Raw genomic sequence first — 16,423 nt, forward strand, 5'->3', positions numbered from 1 at the left:
TCACCCGGTCCGGTCAGCCGGTCAGGCCCGCCGCCATCAGCTCGACCTCGTGGGCGAGCTCGGCCCCCGGATCGCCCGCCCCCGCCCGCCACCGCTCCCACGTCCGGGCCCGCAGATAACCGTCCACCGCCACCGGCAGCCGCCCGCCGACGACCAACTCGGTGGACGGCCGCGGCCCGAGCTCCGCCAGCCGGTCCAGCAGCCCCTCCAGCAGCGCGTCCAGCTTCGCCCGGTCCTGCGGTCGCGCCACGCCCCGCAGGTAGACCCGCAGCTCGTCCAGCTCCGGCCAGGGCCGTGGGGACTGCGAGGGCTGCGGCCGGACCGGGCCACCCGTCCCGCCCTGCCCGTCGGTCCCGCCAGCCCCACCCGGCGTGCCCGGCGTGCCCGTGCCGCCCCGTCCGCCCTGCCCGCCCGGCCAGAGCAGCACCCCCGCGCCGTACAACGCGGCCACGATCCCCGGCCACCAGGCACCGCCCAGCCCCGCGAAGTGCAACCCCAACCCACCCGCACCGGCCGCGCAACCGACCAGGTTCCGGGTCGACTCCAGATACCCCAGTACCCGGCGCCCGCCCGAACCCCCGCCACCCCCACGACCGTTGGAGCCACCCGGCCCCCCGGCCCCACCGGAGCCGGAGCCGGAGCCGGAGCCGGGGCCAGGGCCAGGGCCGGTACCGCTACTGGTACCCACGGATCTCCTCGAACGCCCCGTCCAACGAACCCGTCCCGTCGAACAACTTGCCCCCGGTCAGATCCGCGATCCCCTGCAACTGCCCCTTCGCCGCATCACCGAACAGAATCGGGAACACGGGCACCGCCTTCTGCGACGACGAGAGCCCGTTGTAGAAATCCTTGAAATCCCTGTCCGACGCACCCTCGTTGCTCTCGCCGTCCGTCATCACCACGATCGACGTGAACCGGTCGTCCCGGGCCTCGGCCTGCTGCCGCTCGATCAGCTTGTACGCCTCCTCCAGCGAGCTGTACACCGCCGTACCGCCGTCCGCCGACAAGGCCTGCACATCCGCGTTGATCGACGCCAGCTCCTGCTGCGAATCGGCCGCCGGCACCGCATGCGTCCTCGCCGACTTCACCTTCGACGCGAACGACATCAACGTCACCTCCTCACGATTGCGGAACCGCCGCACCCCCCGCGTGTCATCCGCCCCCGTCAACCGCCCCAGCGCCTTCTTCAACGACGCCAGCCGGTCACCCGCCATCGAACCCGACGTATCCAGCACGTACACCGTCCGCGACGGCCGCCGCAGCTCGTTCTGGTACGACGCGAGCAGCCCGTCCGCCACCGACTTCGAACCCGGGAAAGGCAGCTCACGCCGCCGGTCAGTCGGCAACGACGACGCCGGCGTTGCACCCGCCGCCACCGGGCGGCGCAACGTCAGCTCCGAAATCCGCCGCTGCACATCGTCCTTCAGCAGATACGCCGTCAGCCGCTGGAACGAATCCCGCTCACGCTGCGCCGACGAACCCAGCAGCGTCAACGGATAGTCCGCCGACACCACCCCGTCCGTCGGCCGCACCACCGTCAGCCGCTGCCCCTCCGCCAGCGTCCTGTTCATCGACAACAACACCGACTCGTAGTTCACCAGCGCCCCCACCCGGCCCTGCTCCGCCCGGCTGTACGCCTGCGCCAGCCAACCCGACGAACCCGACGTCAGCTTCTGCCCGGTGAAGAACTTCTTCAGCGACGGCGTCGCCTTCTGCACATCCGCATCCGTGAGCGCCGCCTCCGCCCCCGAGAACGCCGACGCCACCGCGACCAACGCCGAGAAACCCGAGTTCGACCGCGACGGGTCCGCCATCCCGTACGCCAACTTGCCGGCCGAGGCCGCGTCCGCCACCTGCGCCCAGCTCACCTGCGAACCATCGCCCCAGCCAAGCTCGTTCAACGTCGCCGAACGCACACCCACCGCCACCGGCGACACCATCACCGGCGTCTCCGACAACAACTTGGACCGGCCCGAGTCGTCCAACCGCAGATAGTGGTTGGACGGGAACCACACCGCGTCGTACTTACCGTCCGCCCGCCCCGACGAGACCGCGTCCGCACCGTCCAGCGAACCCGTCCAGGCGAACTGCACCGTCACCCCCGTCGCCTTCTGCGCCTCCTCCAACACCGGCGCCATGTCCTGCAGTTCACTGCCGGCCAGAATCCGCAGCACACCCGCCTGCGCGGTCGGCGCAGGCGCGTCCGTCGGCCGCGGAGCCGGAGACGAACCGGAGGAGGAGGTGCACGCCGTCGCCACCAGCAGGGCCAGCCCCGCCGCGAGCACCCGGCCGCCGCGCCCAGCCGCGGTCTTCACACGCATCGCCGTCGCCATCCCCGTCACTTCCCCTTGGCAGCGTTGATCAGTTTGTTCAGGACCGCCACCGTCGGCACCTGCGCCTGCTGCACGCCCGCCGCCGCCAGGTCGGGGGCGTAGACCGGGCCCTGCTTGTCGCGGACCGCCTTGCTGAGCGCCTGCGGGTCGGCCTGCGGACGGAAGCCGTACTTGGCCTCCAGATCACGCAACACCTGGTCGTCCCGCAGCAGTTCGGCGAGCTTCTCGGCCCCCGGCTTGAGCGCCACCAGGGTGTGGTCGCTGAACACCGTGGTGTCCGGGTAGAGCACCACCAGATCGCCCGCCGAACCGCCCGGCGTGGACACGCCCTTGGCGGTCAGCGCCGCCACCTGCGACTCGTACGCCAGCACCGGCCCGTTGCCCACCCCGGACAGGAAGTCCTTGAACGGGCCGTCACTGCTGGTCTTCTGGTCGCCCTGCACCGACGTCACCTGCCGGACCACGTCCTTGACCAGGCCCACCCCGGCATCGTCCGACACCACCTGGTGGCCGTTGGCCAGGTACGAGATCGTCGCCAGGTAGAGCGCCCCGGAGGAGGAGGTGGACGGGTCGGTCGTGGTCAGGAAGAGCAGGCCCTTCAACTCGTTGTGGCTGCTCGCCCCCTTGAGGTCCTGCCACTTCCGGCCCTCCTGGACGGCCTTCAGATAGGCGTCCATCCTGAGCGTCCAGACCTTCGGATCCGACTCGCTCCGGGCGGCCAGGCCGTTCTCCCTGAGGACCTCCGCCATCGACTGGTGGGCCAGCGCCACCAGCGGCGAGTAGAACGGCCGCACCGGCTCGCTCTTGATCTGCCGCTGCTTGCGGATCTCCTCCGCCGGCGAGAGGCTGGCCGGGAACGCGAAGTCGTACCGCGTGAGGTCGCTCTCTCCCATCAGCCAGGAGCCGGTGGTGTCGGTGACCACCTTGAGGCCCTGCTTCTGCAGCTCCGCGATGACATCCGGGTCGGCGAAGAACTCCCGTTTCTCCGAGCCGATCAGACCGGAGATGGTGACGACCTTGCCCGAACCGGGGGGATCGTTGTCCCGGAACAGCGCGACTCCCACCCCGGCAAGCAGCGCCAGCGCCGTCAGTACCCCGAACACACGCCTCATGCCGGACGATTCCCCCTCGTCGGTTCCCTTCCCGGGCTCCCACCCGGGTGACGAGCGTCCCGCCGGGCCGCGAGCGGCGGCAGAAGTCACGGTGAACAAGGGGTGAACACCCCTTCACGGAATCGCATCGGCGAACGGGCCGCCGACCGCCGCGCGCACACCAGTCCGACCATGTGTCAGATTGTTCAACTCGCCTTCCGGCAAAGGTCATCCCCCTGTCCGGACGCACGTCGATGTTACGCGCCGGTAATGCCTAGTCTCAGGAGCATGCGCCGAGCAAAAATCGTCTGTACCCTCGGGCCCGCCACCGACTCGTACGACCAGATCAAGACCCTGGTCGACGCCGGGATGGACATCGCCCGATTCAACCTGAGCCACGGCTCCCACATCGAGCACGAGGAGCGCTACCGCCGGGTCCGCAAGGCCGCGGACGAGACCGGCCGCAGCGTCGGCGTGCTCGCCGACCTTCAAGGTCCGAAGATCCGACTCGACACCTTCGCCGACGGGCCCGTACTTCTCGAACGCGGCGACGAGTTCACCATCTCCACCGACAAGGACGTCGTCGGGGACCAGAACATCTGCGGCACCACCTACGCCGGCCTCGCCGCCGACGTCACCCGGGGCGAGCGGATCCTCGTCGACGACGGCCGCGTCACCCTGGAGGTCGTGAAGGTCGACGGACCCCTCGTCCGCTGCACCGTCATCGAAGGCGGCCTCGTCTCCGACCACAAGGGCCTCAACGTCCCCGGCGTCGCCGTCTCCGTGCCCGCGCTCAGCGCCAAGGACGTCGCCGACCTGCGGTGGGCCCTGCGGACCGGCGCCGACCTCGTCGCCCTCTCCTTCGTCCGCAGCGGCCGCGACATCGAGGACGTCCACCGCGTCATGGCGGAGGAGGGGCGCTTCGTCCCCGTCATCGCCAAGATCGAGAAGCCGCAGGCGGTCGAGAACCTCGACTCCATCGTGGACGCCTTCGACGGCATCATGGTGGCCCGCGGAGACCTGGGCGTGGAGATGCCCCTCGAACAGGTCCCGATGGTCCAGAAGCGCGCTATCAAGCTGGCCAGGCGCAACGCCAAACCGGTCATCGTCGCCACCCAGATGCTCGACTCGATGATCAACGCCTCCCGCCCCACCCGCGCCGAGGCCTCCGACGTCGCCAACGCCGTCCTCGACGGGACCGACGCCGTGATGCTCTCCGGCGAGACCTCCGTCGGCAAGTACCCCGTCGAGACGGTCAGGACCATGGGCCGCATCATCGAGGCGGCCGAAGCCGACATCCTCGCCGCCGGCCTGCCGCCGCTCACGGCCTCCAACAAGCCCCGCACCCAGGGCGGCGCCGTCGCCCGCGCCGCCGCCGAGATCGGCGACTTCCTCGGCGCCAAGTACCTCATCGCCTTCACCCAGTCCGGCGACACCGCCCGCCGCCTCACCCGCTACCGCTCGCCCATCCCCGTCCTCGCCTTCACCTACGAACCCGCCGTCCGCAGCCAACTCGCCCTCACCTGGGGCGTCGAGACCTTCCTCGGCCCCTTCGCGGCCACCACCGACGAGATGGTCGAGCAGGTCGACGCCGCGCTGCTCTCCCTCGGCCGCTGCCGCAAGGGCGACATCGTCGTCATCACCGCCGGCTCCCCGCCCGGCCTCGCCGGCTCCACCAACCTCGTCCGCGTCCACCACGTGGGGACGCTGGACGGCTGACACCGCTCACCGATGGCGGCACGCTCATGGAGCGTGCCACCGTCAGTACTTGGGGCGTCGGCATGACGGCGGCGATGGCTCGTGCACACTCGTCGATGAGCCCGGGCCAGGCATCGCCACAGGCTATGCGCAGCGCGTGGACGTTGCGGCGGCCCTCGCTGACGCAGCCGTCGCCGAGGTAGAGGCCGAGGAGATAGGCGTAATCGGCACGTGGGCGCGTGGGGTCGAGCCGGTCGTGGACGACCGGGCATTCGGCGGTCATGCGTGGACTGGGTGCGATCCCGGAAGCCCACTCGCGGATCGCGAAGCGGGAGATCCCCGTTGCGCGGCTCACCTGGCTGAAGGTCAGTCCGGACGCGTGGAGAGTGATGGCTCGCTGCCGTGTGGCCATGTCGTACATACGGCCGAGAGTGCAGGCGTGGATGGAAGCGCACGGGCGAACCCGGGGATCTTCACTCGCAATGATGAAGATCGCCAATGCTCTGCAGTGTGCACTTCCTTCGAATTGAAGGAAAAGTGCCCCGAGTGGGATTCGAACCCACACTGTATGGTGTTTGAGACCATTGCCTCATGCCAATTGGGCTATCGGGGCCTACGATTTGAAGGCGACTGCCCTCGCGTCGTGTCTCAAACATACCGTGTCTAGGTACCCTCGTGCATGCAGTACCCCGCCGGAACGAGGAGCCCCGTGAGCACCGCCGACGAGCAGGCCGAGCCGCTTGAGACCGATATGCCCCAGATCACCCGGATTGTGATCGCCGAGGACGAGGCGTTGATCCGTCTCGATCTGAAGGAGATGCTCGAAGAGGAGGGGTACACCGTCGTCGGCGAGGCCGGGGACGGGGCGACGGCGGTCAAGCTGGTCGAGGAACTCCGGCCCGACCTGGCGATCCTGGACGTGAAGATGCCCGTCCTGGACGGTCTCTCCGCCGCCGAGCAGATCCACGAGGCGCACCTGGCGCCCGTCCTGATGCTGACCGCGTTCTCGCAGCGCGAGCTGGTGGACCGGGCCCGGGACGCGGGTGCGATGGCGTACATCGTGAAGCCGTTCTCCAAGAGCGACCTGGTGCCGGCGATCGAGATGGCCGTCTCCCGGTACACGGAGATGCGGACGCTGGAGGAGGAGATCGCGGATCTCACCCAGCGGCTGGAGACCCGGAAGCTGGTGGACCGGGCGAAGAGTGTCCTGCAGACGAAGTTCGGGCTGAACGAGCCGGCCGCGTTCCGGTGGATCCAGAAGACGTCGATGGACCGCCGGATGACGATGGCGGCGGTGGCCGAGGCGGTCATCGAGGAGGGCGAGGCCCAGGACAAGAAGAAGGCCGACGAGGGCAGGTCCGAGGGCTGAGAAGCGCGAGAGGGGCCCCGTCCGGTCGGACGGGGCCCCTCGCCGTGTGCGGGGTCGGTCAGTCCTCGCCGAGGTACGCCTTGCGCACGGACTCGTCGTGGAGCAGGTCGGCGCCGGTGCCCTGGAGGACGATGCGGCCGGTCTCCATCACGTATCCCTGGTCGGAGAGCGAGAGCGCCGCCTGGGCGTTCTGCTCGACGAGCAGGATCGTGGTCCCGCCGGCCTTGAGCTCGACGATGGTCGCCATGATCTTCTGCATCATCAGCGGCGAGAGGCCCATGGAGGGCTCGTCCAGCATGAGCAGCTTGGGCTGGGACATCAGCGCGCGTCCCATGGCGAGCATCTGCTGCTCGCCGCCGGAGAGCGTGCCGGCGGCCTGCTTGCGGCGTTCGCCGAGGATGGGGAAGAGCCCGTAGGCCCGCTCGACGTCGGCGGCGATGCCGGCGGTGTCGCTGCGCAGGAAGGCGCCGAGGAGGAGGTTCTCCTCGATGGTCATGCGGGGGAAGATGTGCCGGCCTTCGGGGGAGTGGGCGAGGCCGAGGGCGACGATCTTGTGGGCGGGGACGACGCCGAGGTCCTGCCCCTCGAAGGTGATCTTCCCGCTGGTGGGCTTGAGGAGCCCGGAGAGGGTGCGCAGGGTGGTGGTCTTGCCGGCGCCGTTGGTGCCGATGAGGGTGGTGACTTCGCCCTCGTTGACGGTGAAGCTGATGCCCTTGACGGCTTCGATCTTGCCGTAGGAGACGCGGAGGTCCTCGACCTCAAGGAGCGCGGTCACTGGTTGTCCTCCGAAGCGGTGGTGCCTTCGAGCGGGGCGCCGAGGTAGGCGGTGATGACGCGTTCGTCGTTCTGGACGGTTTCGCGGTCGCCTTCGACGATCTTCTGGCCCTGGACGAGGACGGCGGTGCGGTCGCAGAGGTTGAAGATGAACCGCATGTCGTGCTCGATGACGAGGATGGAGACGCCGCGGTCGCGGATGGCGAAGACGAGTTCCTCGGCGGCCCTGGTCTCCTGCGGGTTCATGCCGGCGGTGGGCTCGTCGAGGAGGAGGAGGCCGGGGTCGGAGGCGAGGGCGCGGGCGATTTCGAGCTTGCGCTGCTCGCCGTAGGGGAGGTTGCGGGCGAGGTGCTCGGCCTTGTCGGCGAGGCCGGTGAACTCGAGGAGTTCCATGGCGCGGGCGCGGCTCTCGGCTTCGGCGCGGTGGTAGCCGGGGCCGCGGAGGATGGCGGAGAAGAGGCCTTCTTTGGTGCGGCTGTGGCGGCCGACGAGGACGTTTTCCAGGACGGTCATGTTGGCGAAGAGCCGGATGTTCTGGAAGGTGCGGGCGATGCCGGCCTGGGTGACGAGGTGCGGCTTCGGGGGCAGCACGGTGCCCTGGTAGGCGACGCGTCCTTCGGTGGGGACGTAGAGCCCGGTGAGGCAGTTGAAGAAGGTGGTCTTGCCGGCGCCGTTGGGGCCGATGAGACCGATGATCTCGCCTTCGCCGACGGTGAGGGAGACGTCGTTGACGGCGGTGAGGCCGCCGAACCGCATGGTGACGCCGGAGACCTCGAGGAGGGGCTTGGCGACGGCGGGGGTGCTGGGGGCGTCGGTGGTGGTCATCTGGCTTTTCACGCCCCTGCCTTGGTGAGTGCGGTGGCGTCGCCGGTGGGCTGTGCCGGGATCGAGGCCTCGTGGAACTCCAGTTGGCGGCGCCGGTTGGGGATGAGTCCTTCGGGGCGCACGCGCATCAGCACGATGAGTGCGATGCCGAAGGCGAGCAGCTGGTAGTTGGAGAGGAATTCGAGCTTCTTCGGGACGAGGAAGAGGAGGGTGGCGCCGGCCAGTGGTCCGCTGATGGTGCCCATGCCGCCGAGGATGACGGCGGCGAGCAGGAAGGCGGAGTTGGGCGGCAGGGCCTCGGCGAACGTGTACTGGTCGGGGGTGACGGTGTAGCTGACGTGGGCCTGGACGGTGCCGGCGAGGCCGGCGAGGCAGGCGCCGAGGGCGAAGGCGAGGAGCTTGAGGCGGAAGCCGTTGATGCCCATGGCTTCGGCGGCGGTCTCGTCCTCGCGGATGGCGACCCAGGCGCGGCCGATGCGGGAGTTGCCTACGCGGGCGAAGACCAGCACCACGAGGGCGGTGACCAGCAGCATCAGCAGGTAGTAGTTGGAGAAGCGGCCGAGTTCGATGCCGAAGATCGTGGTGGGCTTGCCGAGGTCCCAGCCGAGGATGTTGAGGTCGGGGATCCGGGGGATGCCGTTGGAGCCGTTGGTGATCTTGGGGCCGGTGGTGCCGTTGAGGTTGAGCATGGTGATGCGGAAGATCTCGCCGAAGCCGAGGGTGACGATGGCGAGGTAGTCGCCGCGCAGTCGCAGGGTGGGGGCGCCGATGAGGACGCCGAAGACCATGGAGACGACGGCGCCGGTCAGCATCGCGGCCCAGAAGGGGAACTGGACGTGGATCGGCGAGGCGGGGGAGCCGGAGACCAGGGCGGCGGCGTAGGCGCCGACGCCGAGGAAGGCGACGTACCCGAGGTCGAGCAGGCCGGCGAGGCCGACGACGATGTTGAGGCCGAGGGCGACGGTGGCGAAGATCAGGATGTTGGCGGCGACCGAGGTGTACTGGTCGCTGGTCTGGGTGAACGGGAAGCTGGCGGCGGCGGCGAAGGCGGCGCCGGTGGTGACCGAGCGGTACTTGACGGTCAGGGCGCGCAGCCGGGGCAGCAGGCCGGACTTGGTGATCGCGGGCACGACGGCGCCGGCGAGCAGCAGGTAGCCGATGAAGAGCTCGCCGTACTCGGTGTCGATGCCGAAGGTGATGGCGAACAGGCCGATGGCGAAGGCCGCGACGATGAGCAGGACCTCGGCCCAGGAGGGGAGTTCGCGGGCGGCGGGGAGCGGCCGGGTGATGGTGCCGAGGCGAAGCCAGTGGTGGGCGAGGTGGCCGAGCTGGATGAGGAGGACGGCGGCTGCGGCGATGACCACGCCGTTGGCGAGGGCGGTCATGACCGGGGCGACGGGCTTGCTCTCGGGGATCGCGTTGGCGCCGAGGTAGGCGATCAGGGCGATGGGGACGAGGAGGAAGAGCCGCCGGTCGAGGATGCGCAGTCTGACGCCGGTGCGCCGGTCGAGGGGGAGGCCGAGGGCGCCGGCGAGGGTGAGCAGTGAGCCGGCGCCGAGGACCCAGCCGCCGGGTTCGAGGTTGGCGAGGCCGCCGAGGTCGACGGCGATGGCGATGATGGAGAACCAGCCGACGGCGAAGGCGCCGGCGGCGGCGGCGAGGACGGCGTTGTTGCTGCGGGTGGGGGCGGCCCAGCGCAGGCCGGGGACGCCTTGGGTGGCGAGCAGCAGGGCGAGGGTGAGCAGGCCGGCGGTGAGGGCGAGCCACTGGAGGCCGGCGGGGGAGCCGGTGTAGGTGAGGTCGCCGGGGAATTCGGAGGTCCAGGTCCAGGACATCAGGGCGGAGCCGGCGGTGGCGGCTGCGCCGAGGCCGGTGAGGAGGGTGGCGGCGCGGGTGGGCAGGGGGATGACCGGGGTGGTCTCGGTGTTGGGGGTGGTGGTCATGGTGGTCACGCCCTGTCCGCGACGCGCTCGCCGAGCAGGCCCTGTGGCCGGACGAGCAGCACGACGATGAGGAGTACGAAGGCCCAGACGTCCTTCCAGGCGCCGCCTCCGAAGAGGTGCATGCCGGGGAGGTGCTGGATGTACCCGGTGGCGAGGGCTTCGGCGAGGCCGAGGGCGACGCCGCCGAGCATGGCGCCGTAGATGTTGCCGATGCCGCCGAGGACGGCGGCGGTGAAGGCCTTGAGTCCGAGGATGAAGCCCATCCGGAAGTCGACCTGGCCGCTGCGCAGGCCGTAGGCGACGGCGGCGACGGCGGCGAAGGCGGCGCCGATGGCGAAGGCCATGACGATGATCCGGTCGGTGTCGATGCCCATGAGCTTGGCGGTGTCGGGGTCCTGGCTGGTGGCCTGCATGGCGCGGCCGGAGCGGGTGCGGGTGACGAACCAGCCGAGGGCGAGCATGCAGAGCGGGGCGGCGATGATCAGGAAGATGTCGCTGCGCTGGATGGTGACGGAGCCGAGTGCGAAGGGGTCGCCGGGGATCTTCGGGAAGACGCGGGCCTTCTTGGCGTCGGGGTAGAAGGAGAAGACCAGTTGCTGGAGGACGATCGACAGGCCGATCGCGGTGATCAGCGGGGCGAGCCGGGGGGCGCTGCGCAGTGGCCGGTAGGCGAAGCGCTCGGCGGCGACGGCGGTGAGGGTGGAGACCAGGATGCCGGCGATCAGCATCAGCGGTAGGGCCAGCCAGAGTGTGGTGCCGCCGGGGAGGGCGAGGTAGGCGGTCAGGGCGCCGAAGCCGCCGACCATGACGATCTCGCCGTGGGCGAAGTTGATGAGCTGGACGATGCCGTAGACCATCGTGTAGCCGATCGCGACGAGCCCGTAGAGGGCGCCGAGGATCAGGCCGTTGGCCAGCTGCTGCGGTAGGTCGTGCACCGCTGGGCCTCCGTTGTGCGTGGGTGGGTCCGCGTGGGTGGTGGATGTGAGGCGCGCGGGGGCACTCGTGGCGCCCCCGCGCGGGTAACTCCGACGTGCCGTCGTGCTACTGACGCAGGGTCAGGATCAGCCGTTGAAGGTGCCGGACTTCTCCACGGCCCACTTGCCGTCCTTGACGGTGTAGACGGTGAGCTGCTTGTTGGTGGTGTCGCCGAACTCGTCGAACGAGACCTTGCCGGTGACGCCGTCGAAGGAGACCTTCTGGACGGCCTCGACGACCTTGGCGCGGGGGCTGTCGGGGAGCTTGCCGTTGTTGGCGGTCACGACGGCCTTGACGCCCTGGATGATGGCCCAGGCGCTGTCGTAGGAGTAGCCGCCGTAGGTCTCGTAGGCGTCCTTGTAGCCGGCGGTCTTGTAGTCGGCGATGAACTTGGCGGCGGTGGGGAGCTGCTCGACGGGCAGGCCGACGGCGGTGGCGTAGTCGCCCTGGCTCTTGGGGTTGAGCTTGATGAAGTCGCCGCTCTGGATGCCGTCGCCGCCCATCAGGGGGATGTTGACGCCGGCGTCCTTGAGCTGGAGGGAGAGCGGGCCGGCGGCGGGGTACTCGCCGCCGTAGTAGACGGCTTCGGCGCCGGAGGCCCTGACCTTGGTGACGACGGCGGCGAAGTCGCGGTCGTCGGGGTTGACGTGCTCTTCGCCGACGATGGTGCCGCCCTGCTTGGTGAACTCGCCCTTGAAGGTGGCGGCGAGGCCGGCGCCGTAGGTCTTCTGGTCGTCGATGAGGAAGACCTTGGTCTTCTTCGCGTCCTTGGCCAGGAACTGGGCCGCGAAGGGGCCCTGCACGGCGTCGGTGGTGGCGGTGCGGAAGTAGGACTTGAAGGGGCGGGCCTTGGTGCCGCTGGCCCACTTCTCGCCCTGGCTGAGGGCGACGCCGGTGTTGGCGGGGGAGATCTGGACGAGGTTGGCGTCGTTGAAGATCTGCTGCATGGACTGGGCGACGCTGGAGTTCAGCGGGCCGACGACGCCGATGACGTTCTTGTCGGCGACCAGCTGGGTGGCGTTCTGCTGGCCCGGGGCGGGCTTGGCGGTGTCGTCCAGGGCCTTGATCTCGAACTTGACGCCGGGCACCTCGTTCTTCTCGTTGGCCTGCTTGACCGCGAGTTCGACGGAGTTGCGGATGCCGAGGCCGAGGGCGGAGAGGTCGCCGGTGAGGGGGGCGTCGACACCGATGGTGACGGTGGTGCTGGACCCGGCGTTGTTGCCGTCCCCGGACTTCTTCTCGTCGCGGGAGCCGCAGGCGCTGAGGCTCAGGGCGCCGATCACGGCAATGCTCACGACAACTGCTGAACGGTGACGCACGAGGGTCCCCTTCGGTTCGGGAGGGCGCCGCGCCGGAATGGCGGGAACCGGATGCGCGGTGGGCCTGGCCCGATCCGGTGGCGCGGTGACTGGCCGTGACTCTAGATGCCGTTCGGCGGCTCGGGCAGTGGTGTGGCGAGGCTGTGATTCTCTTGTTATGAGCACACGGAGCGCCCGTCTCAGTATGTGGTCGTTTCGGTTCGATCGATCCTGTACTGCCGGGCGTCTACTGGCTGGTAGGTGGATGTAAGGCCCAGAAATGCGGGTCACTCCTGGCCTCTCCGATAATCGGACGCGACCGTTCGCGGTACTGGTTTCGGGCGTGTGCGTCCGAATAACGGACGGTGGAGGGGTGGACGCCGGAATCCCGGGCCGAGACGGGGGTCCGGGAGGTGCGGAATGCTCGGATTTCCTACCTGTTACGCAGTGTTACATTCTGAATGTCTGCCAACATGACAATGCCCCCTTGTATAGACCAACGCCTGCCCAGGGCAGTCGAAGGTCAAACAAGGGGGCGGACAAGGGAATTGACGGTCGCCCGGGACGTCCGGGGATGACCGGCCGGCCGACGGTGCGTCAGAGGTCGCGGAGCATGCAGGTCAGCCGGCAGCTGGTGACCCGCCGGCCGGTGTCGTCGGTGATCGCGATCTCGTAGGTGGCGGCGGTGCGCCCCTTGAACACGGCGGTCGCCACCCCGGTGACCAGCCCGGAGGTGGCCGAGCGGTGGTGGGTGGCGTTGAGGTCCACGCCCACCGCGTACCGGCCCGGGCCGGCGTGCAGCATCGCGCCGACCGAGCCGAGGGTCTCGGCCAGCGCCGCCGAGGCGCCGCCGTGCAGCAGCCCGTACGGCTGCTGGTTGCCCTCGACCGGCATGGTGCCGACCACGCGGTCGCCCGAGGCCTCGACGATCCGGATGCCGAGCTTCTCGCCGAGGTGGCCGCCGGAGAAGGTGGCCGGGTCGACGCCGAGCTTGGCGAAGTGGTCCAGCACCTCCTGCGGGACCTTCAGGACGGGGGCCGCGTCGGGGGCAGCTTCGGTCATGGGGGAGCTCCTGCCGCTTGGGGTCACGTCATCGTGCTGCCAGTGATCGTACGACCGTCCTACTCGGCGGTAGCGGTCGCCTCGGGAGGCTGGCGCGTCGGCGGCCCGGCCTGGCGGGCGGCCACTGAGGGCGGCGGGCAGCGCCTCCGGCGCGCCCTTTTTGTCGGTGCCGGGCCATAGGATCGGTGACCGGCAGTGGAATCGGCAGGAACGGACGTTGACGTGGCTACGCAGAGTACGGACAAGAGCGCGGCGGGTGGCGGCGGGGCCCGGCCCCGGCTGATGCTGCTCGACGGGCACTCGATGGCCTACCGGGCGTTCTACGCGCTGCCCGTGGAGAACTTCAACACCTCCACCGGCCAGCCCACCAACGCGGTGTACGGCTTCGCCTCGATGCTCGCCAACACCGTCCGGGACGAGCAGCCCACCCACCTCGCGGTGGCCTTCGACCTCTCCCGGCAGACGTTCCGCTCCGCCGAGTTCCCCGACTACAAGGCCAACCGGGCCAAGACGCCGGACGAGTTCCGCAGCCAGGTCCCCCTGATCGGTGAACTCCTCGACGCCATGCGCATCCCGCGGATGACCGTCGAGGGCTTCGAGGCCGACGACATCATCGCCACCCTGGCCACCGCCGCCGAGGCGGCCGGTTTCGACGTCGACATCGTCACCGGCGACCGGGACTCCCTCCAGCTGGTCACCGAGCACGTCACCGTCCTCTACCCGACCAAGGGCGTCTCCGAACTCACCCGCTACACCCCGGAGAAGGTCGCCGAGAAGTACGGCGTCACCCCCCGCCAGTACCCCGACCTCGCGGCGCTGCGCGGCGACCCGTCCGACAACCTGCCCGGCATCCCCGGCGTCGGCGAGAAGACCGCCGCCAAGTGGGTCAACCAGTTCGGCTCCTTCGACGAACTCGTCGCCCGCGCCGACGAGGTGAAGGGCAAGATCGGCGAGAAGCTGCGCGAGCACCTCGACTCGGTCAAGCGCAACCGCATCCTCACCGAACTCGTCCGCGACGTCGAACTCCCCCTCGGCATCGACGACCTGGGCCGCACCGCGTTCGACCGCGAGGCCGTCGCCACCCTGATGGAGTCGCTGGAGTTCCGCAACGCCAACTTCCGCGACCGCGTCCACGGCATCGACCCGGCCGCCGCCGAGCCCGAGGCCGCCGCCGAGCTCGCCCCCGGCGTCGAGGTGGACGGCGAGCTGCTCACCGACCCGGGCACGCTCGCCGCCTGGCTCCGGCAGCACGCCGCCGGCAAGGCGCCCGTCGCACTCGCCGCCGTCTACCGGTGGGCGCTCGGCACCGGCGAGGTCACCGAGGTGGCGCTCGCCACCGGAGAGGCCGCCGCCTGGTTCGACCCGGCGCTGCTCGCCGAGGAGGACGAACGCGCCTTCGCCGCCTGGCTGGCCGACCCGGCCGCCCCCAAGGCCCTGCACATCGCCAAGCAGGTCATGCGCGCCTTCGCCGAACGCGGCTGGACCATCGAGGGCGTCGTCGCCGACACCGCCCTCGCCGCCTACCTGGAGAAGCCCGGCCGCCGCACCTTCACCCTGGAGGTGCTCGCCGAGGAGTACCTGGCCCGCTCGCTCGCCCCGGCCCCCGTCGCCGAGTCCGGCCAGCTCGCCTTCGACGCCCCCGACGAGGGCGACGACACCGACGCGGTGGCGGCCCGCGCCCAGGCGCTGATGCTCCAGTCCCGCGCCGTGCTCGACCTCGCCGCGCTCTTCGACACCCGCCTCGCCGAGGTCGGCGCCACCGAGCTGCTGCGCGGCATGGAGCTGCCGATCGCCGCCCTGCTGGCCCGGATGGAGCGCACCGGCATCGCCGCCGACCGCCCCTGGCTCACCGGCCTGGAGAGCCAGTTCGCCGCCGAGATCCAGCGCGTGGTGGAGGAGGCGCACGCCGCCGCCGGCCACGAGTTCAACCTCGGCTCGCCCAAGCAGCTCCAGGAGATCCTCTTCGGCGAGCTGGCCCTGCCCAAGACCAAGAAGATCAAGACCGGCTACACCACCGACGCCGACGCGCTCACCTGGCTCGCCACCCAGACCGACAACGAACTGCCGGTCATCCTGCTGCGCCACCGCGACCAGGCCAAGCTGCGCACCACCGTCGAGGGCCTGCTCAAGACGGTCTCCCAGGCCGGGCGGATCCACACCACCTTCAACCAGATGGTCGCCGCCACCGGCCGGCTCTCCTCGCAGGACCCGAACCTGCAGAACATCCCGGTCCGCACCGAGGAGGGCCGGATGATCCGCCGCGCCTTCGTCGTCGGCGAGGGCTACGAGGCGCTGCTGACCGCCGACTACTCGCAGATCGAGCTGCGCATCATGGCCCACCTCTCCGAGGACGAGGCCCTGATCGAGGCCTTCGCCACCGGCGAGGACCTCCACACCACCGTCGCCTCCCAGGTGTTCGAGGTCCCCGGAGACGCAGTCGACGCCGAGATGCGCCGCAAGATCAAGGCGATGTCCTACGGCCTGGCCTACGGGCTCTCCGCGTACGGGCTCTCCCAGCAGCTCGGCATCAAGCCCGCCGAGGCCCAGGGCCTGATGGACACCTACTTCGAGCGGTTCGGCGGCGTCCGCGACTACCTGCGCCGGGTCGTCGACGAGGCCCGCGCCACCGGCTACACAGAGACCCTGCTCGGCCGCCGCCGCTACCTGCCGGACCTCAACAGCGACAACCGCCAGCGCCGCGAGATGGCCGAGCGGATGGCCCTCAACGCCCCGATCCAGGGCTCGGCCGCCGACATCGTCAAGATCGCCATGCTGCGGGTCGACGAGGCGCTGACCGCCGCCGGCCTCACCTCCCGGATGCTGCTCCAGGTGCACGACGAAATCGTGCTGGAGCTGGCCCCCGGCGAGCGTGAGCAGGTCGAGGCGATCGTCCGCGAGCAGATGGCCGGCGCCTACCCGCTGCGCGCCCCGCTCGACGTGTCCGTCGGCGTCGGCGCCAACTGGGAGTCCGCCGCGCACTGACGTGACGTCACGTAGGAGGTGGCGGGCGGGACTTCCACCCGCCCGCCACCTTCCGGCCGGTCGCGTCCGGCTC

12 protein-coding genes and 1 tRNA gene are annotated in these 16,423 nt (G+C 70.0%); 3 read left to right on the forward strand and 10 right to left on the reverse strand.

What is annotated here, in order from left to right:
- Positions 1-13 precede the first annotated feature (13 nt).
- The 3 genes from OG286_RS28840 to OG286_RS28850 all read right to left on the reverse strand — a co-directional run bounded on the left by OG286_RS28840 (position 14) and on the right by OG286_RS28850 (position 3,445).
- Entirely contained in the window at positions 14-499 is a 486-nt protein-coding gene (locus tag OG286_RS28840; protein WP_396319312.1) for a hypothetical protein, read from the reverse strand.
- A gap of 175 nt (positions 500-674) precedes the next feature.
- A complete protein-coding gene (locus OG286_RS28845) occupies positions 675-2,333 on the reverse strand; it encodes a VWA domain-containing protein (protein WP_396319311.1) in 1,659 nt (552 codons plus the stop codon).
- A gap of 5 nt (positions 2,334-2,338) precedes the next feature.
- Positions 2,339-3,445 (reverse strand): hypothetical protein, encoded by a 1,107-nt coding sequence (locus tag OG286_RS28850; RefSeq protein ID WP_405365872.1) that lies wholly within the window; start codon positions 3,443-3,445, stop codon positions 2,339-2,341.
- A 267-nt stretch (positions 3,446-3,712) separates the two neighbouring features.
- Here OG286_RS28850 and pyk point away from each other — a divergent pair, with 267 nt between their 5' ends.
- On the forward strand, positions 3,713-5,143 hold the full coding sequence (gene pyk, locus OG286_RS28855) for a pyruvate kinase (protein WP_405365873.1): 1,431 nt from the start codon (positions 3,713-3,715) through the stop codon (positions 5,141-5,143).
- Positions 5,144-5,660: 517 nt separating this feature from the next.
- Here pyk and OG286_RS28860 read toward each other — a convergent pair.
- A tRNA-Leu gene (locus tag OG286_RS28860) sits at positions 5,661-5,735 on the reverse strand.
- A gap of 66 nt (positions 5,736-5,801) precedes the next feature.
- Here OG286_RS28860 and OG286_RS28865 point away from each other — a divergent pair.
- Complete coding sequence (locus OG286_RS28865) at positions 5,802-6,491, forward strand: ANTAR domain-containing response regulator (RefSeq protein ID WP_396319308.1); 690 nt, start codon at positions 5,802-5,804, stop codon at positions 6,489-6,491.
- Between the two features lie 58 nt (positions 6,492-6,549).
- On the opposite strand, the gene OG286_RS28870 is transcribed toward OG286_RS28865, so the two are convergent.
- From OG286_RS28870 to OG286_RS28895, 6 genes are all read right to left on the reverse strand, one after another.
- A complete protein-coding gene (locus tag OG286_RS28870) occupies positions 6,550-7,266 on the reverse strand; it encodes an ABC transporter ATP-binding protein (RefSeq protein WP_396319307.1) in 717 nt (238 codons plus the stop codon).
- Positions 7,263-8,090, reverse strand: coding sequence for an ABC transporter ATP-binding protein (locus OG286_RS28875; RefSeq protein WP_396319306.1), 828 nt, complete (start codon positions 8,088-8,090; stop codon positions 7,263-7,265). The genes OG286_RS28870 and OG286_RS28875 overlap by 4 nt, the downstream gene beginning before the upstream one ends.
- Positions 8,091-8,098: 8 nt before the next feature.
- Positions 8,099-10,033 (reverse strand): branched-chain amino acid ABC transporter permease, encoded by a 1,935-nt coding sequence (locus OG286_RS28880; RefSeq protein WP_396319643.1) that lies wholly within the window; start codon positions 10,031-10,033, stop codon positions 8,099-8,101.
- A 5-nt stretch (positions 10,034-10,038) separates the two neighbouring features.
- Positions 10,039-10,968: a branched-chain amino acid ABC transporter permease gene (locus OG286_RS28885; protein ID WP_396319305.1), complete on the reverse strand. Its 930-nt coding sequence runs from the start codon at positions 10,966-10,968 to the stop codon at positions 10,039-10,041.
- Between the two features lie 126 nt (positions 10,969-11,094).
- Positions 11,095-12,327: a branched-chain amino acid ABC transporter substrate-binding protein gene (locus OG286_RS28890; protein WP_396319304.1), complete on the reverse strand. Its 1,233-nt coding sequence runs from the start codon at positions 12,325-12,327 to the stop codon at positions 11,095-11,097.
- A 576-nt stretch (positions 12,328-12,903) separates the two neighbouring features.
- Entirely contained in the window at positions 12,904-13,368 is a 465-nt protein-coding gene (locus OG286_RS28895) for a PaaI family thioesterase (RefSeq protein ID WP_148645592.1), read from the reverse strand.
- A 282-nt stretch (positions 13,369-13,650) separates the two neighbouring features.
- On the opposite strand from OG286_RS28895, the gene polA reads away from it, so the two are divergent.
- Positions 13,651-16,350, forward strand: coding sequence for a DNA polymerase I (gene polA, locus OG286_RS28900; protein WP_396319642.1), 2,700 nt, complete (start codon positions 13,651-13,653; stop codon positions 16,348-16,350).
- Positions 16,351-16,423: the final 73 nt, after the last annotated feature.

The sequence above is a fragment of the Kitasatospora sp. NBC_00039 genome (assembly GCF_045160625.1).
In the GTDB taxonomy this organism is placed as follows: domain Bacteria; phylum Actinomycetota; class Actinomycetes; order Streptomycetales; family Streptomycetaceae; genus Kitasatospora.